We start from the raw sequence: 18,715 nt of genomic DNA on the forward strand, positions 1-18,715 counted from the left end.
CCTCACCCGGAGGTGAACCAAGACCGCAGGCAGTCTCACACTTGGTCATACTCTAGACCAGTGCGGGCTCCACTGGAGCGATGCGCTGATCGGATGCAGGTGATGTTGCATTGCCAGCGGTACCTTGCCCGAGCCAGCGCTCGGCGGCCTCGCGGCCGCTCCGGTGCAAGAGGCGAATGAAGCCGCGGCCGAGATCGGTCGAAGAGCGCTGCGCCAGGCCGTCGACGGAATCTTCAGCCGCGATCCTGGAGAGCCGCAGCGACGGCGCGGCATGGGTCTTTGCCCATTCGATCGCTGCGATCTCGGCATTGAGCGCGGCGTTGGCTGCGATCTGGTCGAGCCGGCGGTCGATTGCGGCAAGCGTGATCGGCACGTAGCTGTCGCGCGTCGGCGTGACCTGCACCAGCAGGACATCGGACGTCGTGGTCTCCTGCGCCAGCCGCAGCAGCGGCGGGTTGCCGCCGAAGCCGCCGTCCCAATAAGCCTCGCCATCGACCTCGATGGCGCAGTGAACCAGGGGCGGGCAGGTCGAGGCCAGCGCGACGTCGGCGGTGATGGCGTCGTTGCGGAAGATCTGCTGCTGGCCGTCGCGGATCCGCGTCGCCGCAATCATGAGTCTTGGGCACCTCGGGTCGCGCAGTGCGGCAAAATCGATGTCGCGCGACAGCGCCTGCCGTAGCGGATCGAGGTCGAACGGATCGAACTGTCCGGAGCGCAGCGTCGGGCCGAATGCGACCGAGCTTCCCGCGGGGGAAAAGCCGCCGATCAGCATCAGCGAGCGGAACGAGGCCTCGTGCATCAGCCGGACCCAGAACCGGTTCAGCCGCGACCGCGCGCCTTCGCGGCCGCCTTCGGCCAAGCCGCACGCGAGCAGCAGTGCATTGATGGCGCCGGCGCTGGCGCCGCTGATGGTGTCGATCGCGATGTCTGGTTCTTCCAGCAGCCGCTCCAGCACGCCCCAGGTGAAGGCGGCAAAGGTGCCGCCGCCCTGCAGCGCCAGCGAAAGTTTTCGCGGCGGCCATTGGTCTGAACGCGCCTGTGCAGGCGCGGCCGGTACAGCCTTGGTGACCACGATATCGGGCGGAGCGGCGGCTCGCGCGACGGGCTCAGGCTGCGGCGTTGGCGGTGAAACAGCGGCAGCCGCTTGCGGCGGCGCATCGGACCAGATGTTGGTCGCCGAAAGCAGCCGGCTTGCCGCGGTGCCGGTCACACCTGACGAACCAACCCCATCCTGCACGCCGACAATCTTCTCGCTCATTCTGAGCAACCGCGTAACGCCTTTTTCTGGGTCAGGATGACAGGCGTGAAACCCGTTCGCTACAGCCTGACGTGAGTCGCAGCCAAGTTGCGAACAGAATTTGGCATATAGTGCGGAAGGGGTGCGGCGGTATCCGTACTTTTTCCGGCCCTCAAGCCTTCTCGCCGATCCGGCTTTCCCTGCCGGCCTGCAAGCGCTTGATGTTCTCGCGATGCGCGTAGAACAAGAGCAGCGTCAGCACTGCTGCCAGTGCCGACAATGCGAGGTGACCGAACCACCACAGGAACATCGGCGTGATGAACGCCGCCACCAGCGCCGAGAGTGAAGAGTAGCGGGTGGTGAAGGCGGTCGCCAGCCAGAGCAGGCAGAACACGACGGCGCCGGGCCAGAACAGGCCGAGCAGGATGCCGATATAGACCGCCACGCCCTTGCCCCCTCTGAATTTCAACCAGACCGGGAAGAGATGGCCGAGGAACGCGCCGAGCCCGGCCACCATCGCAGCATTTGGCCCGGCGATGTAGCCACAGATCACCACGGCCACGGTGCCCTTGAGCGCGTCGAACAGCAGGGTGCCCGCGGCAAGGCTCTTGCGTCCCGTGCGCAGCACATTGGTCGCGCCGATGCTGCCGGAGCCGATCGAGCGAATATCCTGCGTGCCGGCGAGCCTGGTCAGAATCAGGCCGAATGGAATCGAGCCGAGGAGATAGCCGGTGACGAAGGCGACCGGCAAAAATGCTTCAAGCGCCATGGCTGGATCTCCGTGTCGAACGATCTCGCACGTCAGACATGCTCATAGACCGTGCGGCCGCCGACAATGGTGCGCACCACGCGGCCTGTAAAGCGGGCCTCGTCGAACGGGGTGTTCTTGCAGGGCGATTTGAGGTCGGCGGGATCGACCACCCAGGGCGTATCGGGATCGATTACGATGACGTCCGCCGGGCTGCCCGCGCGCAGGGTTCCGCCTGGCAGCCCGAGCAACTCGGCCGGCCGGGTCGACATCGCACGGATCAGCGTCTTCAGTTCCATCTCGCCATTATGCACCAGCCGCAAGCCGGCCGGCAGCATGGTCTCGAGGCCGACGGCGCCGGGTGCGGCTTCCGCGAACGGCAGGCGCTTGACCTCGACGTCCTGCGGATTGTGGTCCGACATGATGACGTCGAGCAGGCCGGAGGCGAGCGCCGCCACCACCGCACGGCGGTCGGCCTCGGTGCGCAGCGGCGGCGACAGCTTCAGGAACGAACGGTAAGGACCGATGTCGTTCTCGTTCAGCGCCAGATGGTTGATCGAGACCGAGGCGCTGACCGCGAGTCCGGCGTCGCGAGCGCGCTGGAGGATATCGAGAGAGTCGATGCAGGTCAGCGAAGCCGCGTGGTAGCGGCCGCCGGTGAGGGCGACGAGGCGCAGGTCGCGCTCCAGCATCACGGCTTCGGCGGCATTCGGGATGCCCATCAGGCCGAGCCGGGTCGCGAACTCGCCCTCGTTCATCACGCCTTCGCCGACCAGGTTGGGATCCTCGGTGTGATGCACGATCAGTGCGTCGAAGTCGCGGGCATAGGTCAGCGCGCGGCGCATCACCTGGGCGTTGGTGACGCTCTTGTCGCCGTCGCTGAAGGCGACAGCGCCGGCCGCCTTCAGGAGGCCGAACTCGGTCATCTCCTCGCCCTGCATGCCCTTGGTGAGCGCGGCCATCGGCTGAATGTTGACGATCGCGGTGTCGCGGGCGCGGCGCATCACGAAATCGACGGTCGCCGAATTGTCGATGACGGGCAAGGTGGCGGGCTGGCAGATGATGGTGGTGATGCCGCCGGTCGCCGCGGCCTGGCTCGCCGAGGCAAAGGTCTCGCGGTGGCTGAGGCCGGGTTCGCCGACGAAAGCGCGCATGTCGATCAGGCCCGGCGCCACGATCTTGCCGGAGCAATTGATGATGTCGGTGCCCTCGGGGACACCGGCCGCGCCGATGCCGCGGCGGGTCTCGCGGATGGTGCCGTCGGCAATGAGAACGTCACCAATGCCGTCGAACTCCCTGGAGGGATCGACGACGCGGGCGTTGGCGAGCAGGATGGGGCGGCGGTCGGTCAACATCGGCATCACGCGTTCGGCAGGTTGCGGGCGAGCGCTTCCAGCACGGCCATGCGCACCGCGACGCCCATCTCCACCTGTTCGCGGATCAGGGACTGGGCGCCGTCGGCCACGATCGAGTCGATCTCCACGCCGCGGTTCATGGGACCTGGATGCATCACGAGCGCGTCCGGCTTGGCGTAGGCGAGCTTCTTCTGGTCGAGCCCGAAATAATGGAAATATTCCGACGAGGAAGGCACGAAGGAGCCGTTCATGCGCTCGCGCTGCAGCCGCAGCATCATGACGATGTCGGCGCCTTCGAGACCTTCGCGCATGTCGCGCGCGACCTCGACGCCCATCCGCTCGATGCCCGTTGGCAGCAGCGTGGACGGGCCGACGACGCGGACGCGGGCGCCCATGGTGTTGAGCAGGATGATGTTGGAGCGGGCGACGCGCGAATGCAGCACATCGCCGCAGATCGCGACCACCAGGCCCTCGATCCGGCCCTTGTTGCGGCGGATGGTGAGGGCATCGAGCAGCGCCTGGGTCGGATGCTCATGCGCGCCGTCGCCGGCATTGATCACGGAACCGTCGACCTTGCGCGCCAGCAGTTCCACCGCGCCGGAGGCGTGATGGCGGACCACCAGGATGTCGGGGTGCATCGCGTTCAGCGTCACGGCGGTGTCGATCAGGGTCTCGCCCTTGCGGATCGAGGACGAGGACACCGACATGTTCATGACGTCGGCGCCCAGCCGCTTGCCGGCGAGCTCGAACGAGGATTGGGTCCGGGTGGAGGCCTCGAAGAAAAGGTTCACCTGCGTCCGTCCCCGCAGGACGGTGCGCTTCTTGTCAACCTGGCGGTTGAGCTCGACATATTCTTCGGACAGGTCGAGGAGGCCGCTGATGTCGGCCGCGGAAAGGCCCTCGATGCCCAGCAAATGCCGGTGGCCGAGGACGAAGGTCGATTTCGATGTCATTAAAAGCAGAGCTATAGGCGGGGATGGCGGGGGGAGCAAGGGGCAAACGGCGGGAGGCGAGTTATCCCCTGATCTGTCGGTTTGGTCGCTGTGGCCTGGCCTGCCGCCACCTTCTCCGTCATGCCCGGGCTTGTCCCGGGCATCCACGATCTTCTATCGCATTTGACGCAATAGAACGTGGATGGCCGGGACAAGCCCGGGCATGACGATCGTGGGGCATTTCGTGAAAAGAATTCTGACGGCGTTCCTGGCCGCGGTGCCAATCAGCACGGCCCACGCCCAATCGCTCCCCGGCGGCTTCGTTTACCTGCGCGACATCGATCCCGGCATCATCCAGGACATCCGATACGCCACGGCGAACAATTTCGTGGGCCGTCCGCTCGCTGGTTACAATGCCGGTGAATGCGTGGTGAAACGGGAGGTGGGGCTGCGGCTGAAGGCGGTGCAAGCGGAGCTAGCCGCACAGAATCTGTCGCTGAAGATGTTCGACTGCTACCGGCCGGCGCGCGCCTCGCTCGACATGGTGAAGTGGTCGCAGAACGGTCACGAGACGGCGGCTGAGCGGCGCTACAACCCCGGGATTCCGAAGACCGAGCTGTTCCGCCTCGGCTATATTGCGAGCCGCTCGCAGCATTCCACGGGTGCAGCGCTCGATCTCACTCTGGTCGATCTCAAGGCCGACAATTCCGCAAAATATGATCCGTCAAAGACCTACGCCGATTGCACGGCGCCGGCCGAGATACGCGCGCCGGAGGGCAGCGTCGACATGGGCACAGGCTACGACTGTACCGATGCGAAGGGGCACACTGCGGCACCGTCGATCAATCCGGAGCAGCGCGCCTGGCGCAAGCGGCTGGTCGCGGCGATGGCGAGGCAAGGCTTTGTGAACTATTCGAAGGAGTGGTGGCATTTTTCCCTGCCGGGGGCGGGCGGGCCGGCCTATGATTTCCCGATCCAGCCGCGTACGAGGTAGAGTTCGATTGAAACGGAAGCCGCCGCGGGCAGGGTTACCTCTCCCAAGGGGCCCCAAGGGGAGAGGTCGGCGCGAAGCGCCGGGTGAGGGGATCAGGTCCCTCGATAGAGCGTAGCCCCTCGCCCGCGCCTCCGGCGCGACCTCTCCCGTTGCGAGAGGTGGCACTGCCCGAGCCGAGATAGATTCGATGGAAGCACAATGACCCAGCCCACATTTGCGACGCACGAGGTCCTCAACCAGTCACCGCCGTTCGAGGACGTCGACCTGTTCGCCACGGATCGGCCGCTGGTCGAGGCGGTCAAGGCCAATGGCGGCGCGGCGGCGGAGCGCGAGCTGTCAGCGTTCGGCAAGCACTGGGGCTCGGCCGCGATGGCCGATCGCGGGCGCCTCGCCAACGAGAACACGCCGAAGCTGCGCGCCTTTGATTCGAAGGGCCATCGCCGCGACCAGGTCGAGTTTCACCCCTCGTATCACGAGCTGATGGCGCACAGCGCGCATGCCGGCGTGCACAATTCCACCTGGACCGCAGATGGCAAGCCGGCGGGCGATGGCGCCGAGGTCATTCGTGCCGCAAAGTTCTACATGGCAGCCCAGGTCGAGACCGGCCACCTCTGCCCAATCACGATGACGCGCGCCTCCGTCGGTGCCCTGGCGATGCAACCCGATCTGCTCGCGCGCGTGATGCCGGTTTTGTCGACGAAGAGCTACGATCCCAGCTTCGCGCCCTGGTGGGAAAAGCGCGGCATGACGCTCGGCATGGGCATGACCGAGAAGCAGGGCGGCACCGACGTGCGCGCCAACATGACGCGCGCCGTGCGCGACGGGGACGGCTATCGCATCACCGGCCATAAATGGTTCATGTCGGCACCGATGTGCGATGCGTTCCTGGTGCTGGCGCAGGCGGAGGGGGGGCTGACCTGCTTCTTCATGCCACGCTTCGCGCCGGATGGCTCGGTCAATGCCATCCAGTTCCAGAGGCTGAAGGACAAGCTCGGCAACCGTTCCAATGCCTCGTCCGAAGTCGAGTTCGTCGGCGCCTATGCGCAAGCGGTCGGTGAGGAGGGCAAGGGCATCCGCACCATCATCCAGATGGTGCAGCTGACGCGGCAGGATTGCGCGATCGCCTCCGTCGGCCTGATGCGCTCGGGGCTGGCGCATGCGCTGCATCACGCCCGTCACCGCAGCGTGTTCCAGAAGCATCTGGCCGATCAGCCGCTGATGCAGGCCGTGCTGTCGGACATGGCGCTGCATGTCGAGGCGAGTACAGCGCTCGTGATGCGGCTCTGCCGCGCCTTCGACCGAACGCCGCACGATGCGGCGGAAGCCGCCTATATGCGGCTCCTCACGCCCGCGATCAAATACTGGACCTGCAAGAGCGCGCCGCCATTTCTCTACGAGGCGATGGAGTGCCTCGGCGGCAACGGCTATGTCGAGGACGGCATTCTGGCGCGCCACTATCGCGAGTCCCCTGTCAATGCGATCTGGGAAGGTTCGGGCAACGTGATGTGCCTCGACGTGCTCCGCGCGCTCTCGCGCGAGCCGGAGGCGGCGATGACCGTGCTGCAATCGCTTGCGGCCGACACGAAGAGCCTGCCGGGGGCCGGGGAGGCGGTCGCGTTCATCGGCAGGATTTTTTGGCGCGCCGACGGCGAGCGCGTCGCGCGGCTTGCCGTCGAGACGTTGGCGTTGCTCGCTGCGGCCGCAGCGCTCAACGGCGTGTCACCGCACAATGCCGAACTGTTCGCGGCGACGCGTCTCGCGGCCAATCACGCCAGCATGTACGGTGCGGTCGAACTCGACAGCGCCGACGAGCGCGCGCTGCTGGAGCGGGCGCTGCCGTGAGCGGCCGCGGTCTCTCCACAGCGTCATGGCCGGGCCTGACCCAGCCATCCACGTCTTGCTGCGTGGCAAGAAGAACGTGGATGCCCGGGACAAGCCCGGGCATGACGATCGCTCGTTAGTTTGCGCGTTCCAACGAAAGCCTCCTGATGGACACCCTCAATCCCGACCATCCGCCTCTCGTCATGACGCGAGCAGAGCACGCGCCACCTGTCTGGAAGTTCTGGGGTACGGCGCTGTGGGGCCTCTTCATCTTCGTCGCGATGTTCGTCGGCCAGATCGGCGCCGTCGTTCTGCTGGCGGCGCAGCGTGGCCTCCCCATGGACCTCGCCTCGCTCCAGCTCGTCGGCCATGAGCCCCAGACGCTCGCGCTCTCGGTCATCATGGGCCTGCCGGCAACGCTTCTTGCGGTCTGGCTCGCGATCCGCATCAAGAAGGCCTCCTTTGTCGACTATCTCGCGCTGCATTGGACGTCCTGGAAGCAGCTGCTGCTCGGCGCCGTCGGCCTCATCCTGATCGTGCTGGTCTGGGAGACGATGTCGCGCGCACTCGGCCGCGAGGCGACACCGGGCTTCATGACCGATCTGTTGAAATCGGGACGCGACAAGGGCGCTGCGCTGTTGCTTCTGTTCGCCTTCAGCGTGGCCGCGCCGATGTCGGAAGAGATTCTGGCGCGAGGCTTTCTCTATCGCGGCTGGTCCGCGAGCTTCCTGCGCGTGCCCGGCGCGATCCTCTTGTCGTCGCTGGTCTGGACAATCGTGCACCTGCAATACGACATCTACTTCCTCGCCGAGGTCTTCACCATCGGCCTGTGGTTCGGCTACATGCGCTATCGCGCCGGCTCGCTGTGGCTCACCATCGTGCTCCATGCGCTGAACAATCTGACCGCGGTGGTGCTGACGATGTGGGTGGGGGGCTGAGCGCTCGCCTGCCGCTTCCCCAACTGCGGCGGCTCCGAAAGACCCGCGGTGTCTCAGCGGGTCAGATTGGTGTTGCCGTCCGCTGCCTTGCAAGTTCCCGGCTCTATCGGGCATCCCAAGGTAGAAGAGGCTTGTCACGCATCCCCTTGTCGGCTTGAATGCGGAAATTAGCTAGGGGGCGCCGTCGCACGCGACACACGGCCCCCGCCCAACTTTTTATTTTGATTTTCGAGCTTTGTCCCACGCGCTACGATTGGAGGGGCCATGTCCGATTTAACGATTTTCATCAGCCACAAGATGCCGAAGGATAGTGAGGCGGCTCGCCGTATCGGAAATTTGATTGCCTCGTACTCTGGCAACAAAATCAAGATCGTCCTTGCGGAGGATTTTCAGAAGGGAAGAGAACTCAGTCCGGAGATCACAGCAGCGATCCAGAGTGCGGATCTCTTTCTGCTGCTCTACACTGGCGAGGATCAGGATTGGGGATACTGTCTGCTCGAGGCTGGCCAATTCCAAACGGCTCTGAGCAAAGACGAAAAAAGATCCATTGTCGTGTTTCACGATCCGAGCGTTAGCAAGCCAAGAGCGCTGAGCCAGTACATATCGGTGCCGATATCGTCGGATCAGGTTTACGATTTCCTGGAGCAATTATACGTCGAAAGAGATATTTACCCAGGTATTGATACGGCGTTCTTGCGCAAGACTGCCACCGACATCTGCAGATGGTTCGACTATACGCACGTCACCGCGATCAATTTTGATCTCGTGCCAAACTTCTCAATCGAATTGAGCCGCACGGAACAGAATGAAGACTGCCTGGAGCTGGAGAATCTGCCAGCGGATGCGCTATTCATGGGGACCCAGGGTTGGGAGGCGCTGTTCGGGAAGGATGTGTCAACGGGCGCTTGGAACTGGAAGGATTTGTCCTCCGATTGGGTCGATCGCGACATCTACGAGCCTGAACTCGCGCGGATGCTGAGGAGCGCCTGCAAGAAGAAGGCGCCCTTGGGATGTTTCATTCGTCCCACCGGTTCTGACGACCTGTTCCGGCTCACACTTCGGCGCTACGAGGAGATCGACGGCGCGAGTCGATTGAAGTTCTACTTCACTGCAGCGCCGATCGACATTCCGATCTTCGGAATCCATGACACCACAAACAAGGAGGAACTTGCGGTCTACAACATGATCAACATCACTTGGTACGCACGACGAAAGCTGATTGATCAATTGTATGACGAACTGTTGGGATACGTGAATTCGTCGCAAGTTGAAGCCGTAAAAGTCCGTAGCGTTGTCTTGAAAATACGGGACGAACTGCGAAGTCTAGAAATACAGAGCAATATACGCGGGCTTTCGAAGCCGATGGATGCTCGCGGCGTGGCGCCTCTGACCAAGACCATGAAGGATGAGGTCAGCTGGAACGACCTGCTGAAGAACATACTCGAATGCTCCAGGAAGGAGCCGGTCGACATCAAGACGATCGCGCAATCCCTGTATGAGATCGCGAAAATGAACCGCGATTACTATCAGTTGAGCGCACAAAAATATGCCGATATCGCTCAGAATCTCCAGTTGCCCCCGGCACCTCCGTAAGACAGAAACGGCGGCATCCGCGCGGGCGGAGCCGCTCGGTCGGAACGAGTACGATCGGTCGGCGTTCGGTCGTTCGCCTCAAGCCACCAGCGCGATCGCCATCGGCATCGTGATCGCCGCCAGCATCGTCTGTAGCGTGATGATCTGCGCCAGCAGCGGCGCGTCGCCGCCCATCTGGCGTGCGAGGACATAGGCGCTCGACGAGGTCGGCACCGCCGAGCAGATCGCAACGATCGCCAGGCTCTCGCCCGACAGGCCGAACCAGACGGCAAGCGCGAGGGCGAGTGCGGGCATCAGTACCAGCTTGAAGGCGACGCCGATCGCAGCGGCGGCGCTCGGACGCAGCAGGCCTTCGAGATGCAGCCCCGCGCCGGTGACGAGCAGGCCGATCGCGAGCGAGGAACGGCTGAGCGCGTCGGCAACCTCATGCCAGGCCTTTGGCAGCGGCAAGCGGGTGACATTGATGAAGAGGCCGATCGCGCAGGCCCAGATCAGGGGATTGCGCACCAAGGTCATGACGATGGCGCGGCCGGATTGCTTCTCGGGCGATGCGTAATGGGCGAGCACCGCGACGCTGAACACGTTGACCAGCGGAATGATCGCGACCATCGCCACCGAAGCGAGCGCCAGCCCGACGTCGCCGAACATGTTGGCGGCCACCGACAGCCCGACGAAGGTCTGCCAGCGCGTCGCGCCCTGGAAGATCGAGGTGAAGGCGGGGCCGTCGATATCGAGCCGCGAAAGGGCAGGGCGCAGCGCGAGGCACAGCAGCGACATCCCGAGCGCCGACAGCAGCAGCGCGCCGCCGACGCCGGCGACCGGCACCTTGGAGAGATCCGCCTTCACCAGCGTCTGGATCAGCAGCATCGGGAACAGCACGAAATAAGTCAGCCGCTCCAGCCCGTGCCACTGCGTGTCGAGCCGCATCAGGCTGCGCTTCAGCACGATGCCGAGCACGATGAGGATGAAGACCGGCAGCAGCGCCGCGACGACGACGGCCATGGATCAATCGATCCCCGGGCTGGCGCGAAGATTGGCGAGGCGGTCGAGCGCGCCTTGCAGGATGAAGATCGCGGCATGCTCGTCGATCACCTCGGCGCGCTTCGCACGGCTGACGTCCATGCCGATCAGCTCGCGCTCGACCGCCGCGGTCGAGAGGCGCTCGTCCCAGAGACCGATGGGAAGCGCGGTCAGGCCGGCAAGGTTGCGCGCGAAGGCGCGGGTGGATTGCGCGCGCGGGCCCTCGCTGCCGTCCATGTTGATGGGCAGGCCGAGCACGAATCCGGCCGCCTTGCGCTCGGCCGCGATCGCGAGCAGGCGGGCGGCATCCTGCTTGAACGCCTTGCGGGAGATGGTCTCGACGCCGGTCGCAAGCCGACGATCGGGGTCGGACACGGCAACACCGATGGTCTTGGTGCCGAGATCGAGCCCGACCAGCGCGCCGCGCGCGGGCCAATGGGTTGCAGCTTCGACGAGAGGCAGGATAAGAGCCGGCATGGCGTTAGCGCATATCACGCGTCACGCTGCGGAGTGAACCCGGAACATGGATGCGCTGACATTATTGGGCCTGTTCGCCGTCACGGCAATGCTGGTCACTTATGCCCTGGAGGATCGCAGCCACTGGTTCGTGCTGCTGTTCGCCGCATCCTGCGCGCTCGGCTCGGCTTACGGTTTCCTCCAGGGCGCCTGGCCGTTCGGCCTGGTCGAGGCGATCTGGTCCATCGTGGCGCTGCGACGATGGCAGCTGAAGGCGATCGGAAGAAGCGCATGAGAACGGTGGCGGACAAATGCAGCGATCATTTGTGGCAAATGTCACACGGACGGCGCCGCAGACCATGGCATGATGTCGCGTCCTCAGCAGCGCACGTTGATTGACGCTCTGGTTGTTGTGGAATAAATATATGGGCCTAAAGTAGTAGGGGCGGTGCCCCGATTTTCAGAACGATCGGCAGCGACCTGCGGTCCGAACCGCGCTGCAACCTTGGCGCAGATTTTCAGGCGCCGACCATGTCCAATATTCGCCCAGTATTTTGAGAGGTCATGATGCTCATCAAGCCAAGCCTGATCGCGGGCTCAGAAAGGCGATTCAAGCAAGCCGAGTTCTCACCCGATGCCCTGAACCGTAAATTGGGCGACGGGCCGATCGAGATGACCGTCGAAAAGATACGCCAGCGCCAGCGCCAGCTCCTGGCCGAGACGCAGGACGTGCAGGCGGCCGAGATCGGCCTGGAGCGAATTCTCCAGGGCAATGATCTCGACAGCATCAATTACCTGGCCAAGGGAACGGCCGCCTCGCGCCCGGTCTGCCGCATTCAACTCAGGGATCTCAAGTCGAACCTGCTCGGCTATGGCTCGGGCTTTCTGATCGGACCCGGCCTGCTGCTGACGAACCATCATGTCTTCGGTACGCCGGCCGAGGCGGCCAATTCGATTGCCGATTTCAACTATGAATTGGATGTTTCGGGACAGGAGCGTGTGCCGGTGCGGTTCGGATTCGAGCCGGGCAAATTCTTCTACACCAACGACAGGCTGGATTTCTCGGTCGTTGCGGTGGCGCCGACCTCGCTGTCAGGCAACGAGGGGCTCGAGGATTGGGGATGGCTGCCGCTGAGCGGCGCGCCCGGCAAGGCAGACCCCGGCGAGTACCTCACCATCATCCAGCATCCCAGCGGTCAGATGAAGCAGGTCTGCGTCCGCGAGAACAAGCTGCTCAAATATGTCGGCGACTTCCTCTGGTACAACACCGATACGACGGCCGGATCATCGGGATCGCCGGCGTTCAACCGCTTCTGGCAGGTGGTCGCGCTGCACCACAGTGGCGTTCCTCGGAAGGATGCGCAGGGCCGCACCCTGACCAAGGACGGCAAGGTGTGGAAGCCGACGATGGACGAATCCTCGATCGACTGGATCGCCAATGAAGGCATCCGGATCAGCGCGATCGTCGCCGATCTCAAAGTTGCGATTGGTTCTCATCCCTTGATCAGGCCGGTGCTCGATGAGGAGGAGCCGCCGATCCGGGACGAGGTCGCGAAAGTCCGGCCGCCGGCCCCCGCGCCTGCTTTCGGTGCCAATGCCTGGGTCGAGCAATCCCTCGACGGGACCTCGCTCGTGGTTCCGATCCGCGTGCCGTTGCCGATGTTCAGGACGGAAATTCCGATGCCTCCGCCGGCGCCCGTGCAGGGCCCGCCGGGAGGCAACGGCGGAGCACCGAACGGCGGCATGCACAATGGCGGCAAGCCGTTGATCGCCCCACCGGCGGGCTTGTTGCCCAACATCAGCGCGAAGAACGGCTTGCCGATGGAGGCCGTGCATATCGATCAGAGCACGCTGAAATCGCGTCCCGGATACAAGGCGAATTTCCTGGGCACCGGCAAGTTCTCGGTGCCGTTGCCGAAGATTCCGTCCGCTCTCAAGTCCCGGATCGCGATGCTGAAGGGAAGCTCCAAGCAGTCCGAGCTGAAATATTTCAACTACAGCGTCGTCATGAACAAAGAGCGCAGGCTCGCCTTCTTCAGTTGCGTCAATATCGATGGCGGCAAGCAGCAGGACGTCGGCAAGCGGGAAGGTGATTCCTGGTTGCGCGATCCGCGCATCGACGACGACGTCCAGATCGGCGATGAGTTCTACCGCAAGCAGGCCACCTTCGAGGCGGACCGCAGCAAGAATCCGTTCGACCGCGGTCATCTCGTACGCCGTCTGGATGCAACCTGGGGCGACACCGTCGCCGCAGCCAAGCAGCATGGCGACGATTCCTTCCATTTCACCAACTGCTCGCCGCAGTTCTTCTCGTTCAATCAGGGCAAGCAGCTCTGGGCAGGACTGGAGGACTACACGCGTGATGTCCTGCTCGAAGGCGAGGAGAAGGGCATCGTCATGAACGGCCCGGTGTTCGACGGACCGGATGCCGACGGATCCGATCTGCCCGATCCGGCCGGCCGGCCGCACAAGGATCCGAGCTTTGGCGGGGTTCAAATCCCGAAATATTTCTGGAAGATCCTGATCCGGCGCAACGAGGATGGCGACGCGCTCAAAGCGGCGGCGTTCCTGATGAGCCAGCGAAAGCAGGTTATGGAGATAGACCGCATCCAGGAGGCGGATCTGCTCGAGCGGATGTCCGAAGCAGACGTCAGCGTGTTCCAGGTCTCGATCGCGGATCTGACGAAATTGACCAAGCTCGACTTCGGCAATCTCGCCGACGCGGACTCGCACGAGGCAACCTCGGTCGGCCCGCGGCGGATCGAATCCTATGAGGACATTCGGATCTAGAGCCTAGGTTCGAGCGGCGGGACCGGCGCAGCATTCGGGTGAGGGAGCGGTGTACTCTCTCGAGACACTGCAAGACCCTCACCCGGGGCTGTTGCGACGGAGCCGTGTGGGATGTCAGCGGATCGCGATCGGGTTGATCATCGCCTGCACGCCGCCGGTCCAGCGCGGCTGTCCCAGCACGAACAGGAATTCGTAGCCCTTGTCTCGGGCGAGCGCGGCGGTGTCCATGTTTTCGAGGATGTAGGTGCCGTTCATCGCGAGCAGGATCTGGTGCACCTCGAACACGTTCTTGGATTCGAACGGCAGCACCTCGAGCGCCCAGGTGTCGGCACCGATCGCGACGACGCCCTTGCTGGTGAGGTACTTCGCGCCCTCGACGCCGAGACCGGGCTCGCCGGCCGAGTAGCGCTTGTCGTCCTTGCCGATCAGGCTGAGCCAGCCGGTGTGGAAGATGACGACGTCGCCCTGGCGGATCTCGACGTTCTGCTGTTTGGCGGCTTCCTCGATCTCCTTGATGTTGAAGGCGGTACCTTCCTTCACCACGTCGGTCTTGAAATAGGCCGCCATGTCGAGCAGCACGCCGCGCGTGACCATCGGCGGCACCTTTTCGATGCCGAGCTTCTTCAGCCCGGTCGGATCGGCGAAATCGGCGAGCTTGTTGCCGTTGTAGTAGACGTGCTCGACGCCGAGATGGCCGAGGCCGTCTAGCTGGCTGCCGATGCCGACCCAGGTGTCGAGGATATCGTCATTGTAGGTGGCCTTGTTGGGACCGAGGCCCGGGCTGCCGGCCTGTCCCGGCTGGACCACGGTGATCTTGAAGCTGCGCGGAGGATAGGCCGGCGTTTGCGGTGTGACGGGAATGCCGAGGGCATAGGTCTTGCCGGTCTTCACCAGCGATGCCGCCTTCACCACGAGCTCGGGCGTCATGTAATTGGCGGCGCCGATCTCGTCGTTCGGCCCCCATTTCGATTTGGTCCAGTCCTGAGCGCTTGCAGTTCCTGACATCGCCGACAACGCGGCGACACAGCACAACACGAGTGTATTGCGCATCGATAGTCCTCCCGATGTTTTGGCTTCGTTACGGTTTCGCGCTGGCCAGTCTCTCATCCTAACGTAGAATACTCACGCGCTTCAAAACTTTTCGAGCGCTGTGATGCGACGGCTGAACGCAGCATCGGCTGCGCGCACTGTGAGTACGACAAATTTGTGACGGCGAATTTCGTGTCGTGGAACGTCTGCGCTCGCGTCAGGCCGCGATGACGTCGTCGTCTTTCTTCAGGCAGGCGGCGAAGCCTTGAAGCGCGCTATATTGATGTCCGGCGCTGCGCTGGATGAAGAGCGTCTCCGCGCGTGCGTACGAAGGGCTCAGCGTGTGGATCGACACGCTGCCGTGCATCGCACTGCGCTCGACAACCGCGCGCGGCAGCAGCGTCACACCCATGTCCGCGGCGACGCAGCCGATCATGCCGTCGAGCGTGCCGAGCTCGAAGCGTGCGGCCGACGGCCAGCCGAACTCGACGAACACCTGTTCGAGCCGTTGGCGGTAGGTACAGCCGGTGCGGAATACCAGTGCGGTCGGGCCGGACTCCGGCGTGCCGGCGCGCAGCTCGGCGAGCGAAGCCCAGCGCCGCGCGCTGACCAGCACCAGCTCCTCGCGGAAGGCGCTCGTCGCGGTGAGGTCGTCATGCGTGATGGGCCCCGCGACGAAGGCGCCGTCGAGCGTGCCGTCGAGCACGCCAGTGACGAGGTCGGCGGTCGGCGCGGTGCGCAAGGAAAGTCGCACCGCGGGAAAGCGGCGGTGGAAATCGGCCAGCAGCGGCGGCAGCCGCACCGCTGCCGTTGTCTCCATCGAGCCGATGGCGAGCGGTCCCTTTGGCTCGCCGTCGTCACGCGCGGCGAGCAAGGCTTCGCGCGACAGCGCCGCCATCTTTTGCGCGTAGGGGAGGAGGCGCTTGCCGGCGCCTGTCAGCGTCATGCCGCGGCTGTGGCGCTCGAACAGCGGCGTGCCGATCTCCGCCTCCAGCGCCTTCACGCGCTGGGTCACGTTCGATTGCACGGTGTTGAGCTCTTCGGCGGCGCGGGTGATGCCGCCGGTGCGGGCGACGGCGGCGAAGGTCTTGATGTCGCTGAGTTCCATGGCGTCGTTCCGCTTTGGAGATGGCAGCATTCGCAACAATTCATTTTTCGCGAATGCTAGCTGCGCCTAGTCTCGCTGTCCAGAGTGGGAGGATTCATGCCAATCACAACGCCGCTCACGGAGCTGCTTCGGATCAAGCATCCGATCCTGTCGGCGCCCATGGACACGATCGCCGGCACCCGGCTGACCCGCGCCGTCAGCGAGGCGGGTGGATTCGGCATCCTGGGTGGCGGTTACGGCGACCGGGCCCGGCTTCAGGCTGAGGCTGCCGAGCTGAAGGGTTTTGCGCCGTTCGGGATCGGCTTCATCACCTGGAGCCTCGCCAAACAGCCCGAGCTGCTCGACATCGCGCTCGACGCTCGCCCGCAAGCGATCATGCTCTCGTTCGGCGATCCCGCGCCGTTCGCGTTGCGCATCAAGGCGAGCGGCGTGCGGCTGATCTGCCAGGTGCAGAGCGAGGACATGGCGAAGCAAGCGCTCGATGCCGGCGCCGAGATCCTGATCGCGCAAGGGACGGAGGCGGGTGGCCACGGCGCCTCGCGCACCACGGTAGATATCGTGCCTGCCATCGTCGATCTCGCGGCCAGGCGCGTGCCGGTTGTCGCGGCCGGTGGGATCGCCGATGGCCGGGGCCTCGCAGCAATGATGATGCTGGGGGCATCCGGCGTGCTGATTGGTACGCGCTTCTATGCGAGCGTGGAGGCGAATGGCGCCGAGAAGGCGAAGCAGCGCATTCGCGATGCCGACGGCAATGAGACGGTGCGCGGCGTCATCGCCGACTGGTCGCGGGAGCTGTTCTGGCCGGCGCCGTTCACCGCGCGAACGTTGGTCAATGATCACATCAAACGCTGGACGGGTCGCGAGGTCGAGCTCATGCAACGCGCCAGTGAGGTCGCCGTTGAATATGCTGCGGCGAAGGCCGCGGGCAATTTCGAGGTTGCAGCCGTGTTTGCCGGCGAAGCCGTTGGCCTGATCCATGATATTCCGCCCGCAGCCGAGATCGTCGAGCGGATCGCGGTCGAGGCCGAGCAGCTGCTCGAAGGAAAACGAAATTCGGTGACCGATGCCTTCTCTTCCTCCCTTGTGGGAGAAGGTGGCGCGCAGCGCCGGATGAGGGGCTTTGTCCGCGGAGAATAAATTCAAATCCGAAGAGGTCTGCGTCCGCGGAGACACACCCTTCACCCGTCTCGCCGCTGCGCGGCGATCCACCCTCTCAAGGGGAGATGGGAAAGCGAATACGAGGCAAGAACCATGTGGCCTGACCGTCGACTGATCGACCTCTTCAAGACCGAATTCCCGATCGTGCTGGCGCCGATGGCTGGCGTGATGGATGCGGAGCTGGTGGTTGCGGCTGCGCAAGGCGGGGCGCTGGGGTCGCTGCCCTGCGCAATGATCTCGGCAGAGAAGGCGCGCGAGCAGGTCGGTCTCATCCGCCAGCGCGTGAAGGCACCGGTCAACATGAACTTCTTCTGCCATACACCGGTCGAGCTCACGGCGGAGGCCGAAGCGCGCTGGAAGCAACGGTTGGCGGGCTATTACACCGAGCATGGTCTCGATCCCTCGGCACCGATCAATGCTGCAAACCGCGCGCCTTTCGATGCGGCGTTCTGTGAAGTGGTCGAGGAGCTGAAGCCGGAGGTCGTCAGCTTCCATTTCGGCCTGCCGGAGCAAGCGCTGCTGAGGCGCGTCAAGGCGGCCGGCTGTCTCGTCATCTCGTCCGCCACGACCGTGAAGGAAGCGGTCTGGCTCGAGCAGCACGGCGTCGACGCCGTGATCGCGCAAGGCGCCGAGGCGGGGGGGCATCGCGGCATGTTCCTGACCGACAACATCGCCGAGCAGCCCGGCACCTTCGCGCTGGTGCCGCAGGTCGTCGATGCCGTGAAGGTGCCGGTGATCGCCTGCGGTGGCATTGCCGATGGACGCGGCATTGCCGCAGCCTTTGCGCTCGGTGCCTCCGGCGTGCAGATCGGCAGCGCTTACCTGCGCTGTCCGGAATCCAAGGTCAGCGCGGGCGGCCGCAAGGCGCTCGCTGAAGCGCGGGACGATTCCACCGTCATCACCAATGTCATGACGGGCCGTCCGGCGCGCGGCGTGCAGAACCGCCTGATGCGTGAGGCCGGCCCGGTCTCGCCGGATGCGCCGCCTTTTCCCCATGCCGCGACCGCGCTGGGGCCGCTGAAGGCCGCTGCCGAAAAGCAGGGCAGGGTGGATTTCACCAATCTCTGGGCGGGACAGGCGATTGCGCTGGGCCGCGAGGTGCCCGCCGCCGAATTGACCCGGGATCTCGCCAAATCGGCGCTCGGGCGCATGAAGGCCCTCGCCGGATAGGGGGAAGCGCCGGTTGCGGCGCAAAAGCGGCCTCTGCTATACGGCACATAGGTTTTGCCGTGAGAGGCCTTATATAATGTCCGTTGACGCCGCTACCGTCCGCCGCATCGCGCATCTGGCGCGCATTGCGGTGTCCGAGGAGGAGGTTCCGCATCTGCAGGGCGAGCTCAACGCCATGCTCGCCTTTGTCGAGCAGCTCTCGGAAGTCAATGTCGAGGGCGTGGAGCCGATGACTTCGGTCACCCCGATGCAGATGAAGAAGCGGCAGGACGTGGTCAATGACGGCGAGATCGCCGACGATATCGTTGCCAACGCGCCCGCGACCGAAGGTCACTTCTTCCTGGTGCCCAAGGTCGTAGAGTAACT

At 64.3% G+C, this 18,715-nt stretch carries 17 protein-coding genes; 9 read left to right on the top strand and 8 right to left on the bottom strand.

Annotation, left to right across the window (positions count from 1 at the left end; genetic code table 11):
• Nucleotides 1-52: 52 nt before the first annotated feature.
• The 4 genes from P6U27_RS15615 to P6U27_RS15630 form a co-directional block, all read right to left on the bottom strand.
• Nucleotides 53-1,258 carry a patatin-like phospholipase family protein gene (locus tag P6U27_RS15615; protein WP_122402881.1) on the bottom strand — a complete coding sequence of 402 codons (1,206 nt, stop codon included), beginning with the start codon at nt 1,256-1,258 and terminating at the stop codon, nt 53-55.
• 151 nt (nt 1,259-1,409) lie between these two features.
• Complete coding sequence (plsY, locus tag P6U27_RS15620; RefSeq protein ID WP_122402882.1) at nt 1,410-2,006, bottom strand: glycerol-3-phosphate 1-O-acyltransferase PlsY; 597 nt, start codon at nt 2,004-2,006, stop codon at nt 1,410-1,412.
• 32 nt (nt 2,007-2,038) lie between these two features.
• Nucleotides 2,039-3,340, bottom strand: coding sequence for a dihydroorotase (locus tag P6U27_RS15625; RefSeq protein WP_122406623.1), 1,302 nt, complete (start codon nt 3,338-3,340; stop codon nt 2,039-2,041).
• Nucleotides 3,341-3,345: 5 nt separating this feature from the next.
• Nucleotides 3,346-4,293, bottom strand: a complete 948-nt coding sequence (locus tag P6U27_RS15630) for an aspartate carbamoyltransferase catalytic subunit (RefSeq protein WP_122402883.1) — start codon at nt 4,291-4,293, stop codon at nt 3,346-3,348.
• Nucleotides 4,294-4,495: 202 nt separating this feature from the next.
• Here P6U27_RS15630 and P6U27_RS15635 point away from each other — a divergent pair, with 202 nt between their 5' ends.
• From P6U27_RS15635 to P6U27_RS15650, 4 genes are all read left to right on the top strand, one after another.
• Nucleotides 4,496-5,266 (top strand): M15 family metallopeptidase, encoded by a 771-nt coding sequence (locus P6U27_RS15635; RefSeq protein ID WP_245163386.1) that lies wholly within the window; start codon nt 4,496-4,498, stop codon nt 5,264-5,266.
• A 198-nt stretch (nt 5,267-5,464) separates the two neighbouring features.
• Entirely contained in the window at nt 5,465-7,108 is a 1,644-nt protein-coding gene (locus P6U27_RS15640; RefSeq protein WP_122402884.1) for an acyl-CoA dehydrogenase family protein, read from the top strand.
• A 146-nt stretch (nt 7,109-7,254) separates the two neighbouring features.
• Entirely contained in the window at nt 7,255-8,025 is a 771-nt protein-coding gene (locus P6U27_RS15645; protein ID WP_122402885.1) for a CPBP family intramembrane glutamic endopeptidase, read from the top strand.
• Nucleotides 8,026-8,289: 264 nt separating this feature from the next.
• Nucleotides 8,290-9,618, top strand: a complete 1,329-nt coding sequence (locus P6U27_RS15650) for a toll/interleukin-1 receptor domain-containing protein (protein ID WP_122402886.1) — start codon at nt 8,290-8,292, stop codon at nt 9,616-9,618.
• 78 nt (nt 9,619-9,696) lie between these two features.
• Here the strand turns inward: P6U27_RS15650 and P6U27_RS15655 are convergent, their stop codons facing one another.
• Together P6U27_RS15655 and ruvX are read right to left on the bottom strand one after the other, a co-directional pair.
• Entirely contained in the window at nt 9,697-10,620 is a 924-nt protein-coding gene (locus P6U27_RS15655) for an AEC family transporter (RefSeq protein WP_407194275.1), read from the bottom strand.
• A gap of 3 nt (nt 10,621-10,623) precedes the next feature.
• Nucleotides 10,624-11,115 (bottom strand): Holliday junction resolvase RuvX, encoded by a 492-nt coding sequence (gene ruvX / locus P6U27_RS15660; protein WP_162500242.1) that lies wholly within the window; start codon nt 11,113-11,115, stop codon nt 10,624-10,626.
• 46 nt (nt 11,116-11,161) lie between these two features.
• Between ruvX and P6U27_RS15665 the strand changes: the two genes are divergently transcribed.
• Together P6U27_RS15665 and P6U27_RS15670 are read left to right on the top strand one after the other, a co-directional pair.
• Entirely contained in the window at nt 11,162-11,389 is a 228-nt protein-coding gene (locus tag P6U27_RS15665) for a hypothetical protein (RefSeq protein WP_407194276.1), read from the top strand.
• A gap of 269 nt (nt 11,390-11,658) precedes the next feature.
• Nucleotides 11,659-13,884, top strand: coding sequence for a DNA/RNA non-specific endonuclease (locus P6U27_RS15670; RefSeq protein WP_122402890.1), 2,226 nt, complete (start codon nt 11,659-11,661; stop codon nt 13,882-13,884).
• Between the two features lie 114 nt (nt 13,885-13,998).
• On the opposite strand, the gene P6U27_RS15675 is transcribed toward P6U27_RS15670, so the two are convergent.
• A complete protein-coding gene (locus P6U27_RS15675) occupies nt 13,999-14,934 on the bottom strand; it encodes a cyclase family protein (protein WP_129143240.1) in 936 nt (311 codons plus the stop codon).
• 196 nt (nt 14,935-15,130) lie between these two features.
• On the bottom strand, nt 15,131-16,021 hold the full coding sequence (locus tag P6U27_RS15680; protein ID WP_122402891.1) for a LysR family transcriptional regulator: 891 nt from the start codon (nt 16,019-16,021) through the stop codon (nt 15,131-15,133).
• Between the two features lie 96 nt (nt 16,022-16,117).
• Between P6U27_RS15680 and P6U27_RS15685 the strand changes: the two genes are divergently transcribed.
• The 3 genes from P6U27_RS15685 to gatC all read left to right on the top strand — a co-directional run bounded on the left by P6U27_RS15685 (nt 16,118) and on the right by gatC (nt 18,713).
• The gene (locus P6U27_RS15685) at nt 16,118-17,158 is read left to right on the top strand and encodes a nitronate monooxygenase family protein (protein WP_122402892.1); all 1,041 of its coding nucleotides are present in this window, start codon (nt 16,118-16,120) and stop codon (nt 17,156-17,158) included.
• A gap of 114 nt (nt 17,159-17,272) precedes the next feature.
• Nucleotides 17,273-18,349 (top strand): nitronate monooxygenase family protein, encoded by a 1,077-nt coding sequence (locus P6U27_RS15690; protein WP_122402893.1) that lies wholly within the window; start codon nt 17,273-17,275, stop codon nt 18,347-18,349.
• 76 nt (nt 18,350-18,425) lie between these two features.
• On the top strand, nt 18,426-18,713 hold the full coding sequence (gene gatC / locus P6U27_RS15695) for an Asp-tRNA(Asn)/Glu-tRNA(Gln) amidotransferase subunit GatC (protein ID WP_122402894.1): 288 nt from the start codon (nt 18,426-18,428) through the stop codon (nt 18,711-18,713).
• The last annotated feature ends 2 nt before the right edge of the window (nt 18,714-18,715 follow it).

Source organism: Bradyrhizobium sp. STM 3566 (assembly GCF_045571445.1).
Lineage (GTDB): Bacteria > Pseudomonadota > Alphaproteobacteria > Rhizobiales > Xanthobacteraceae > Bradyrhizobium > Bradyrhizobium vignae.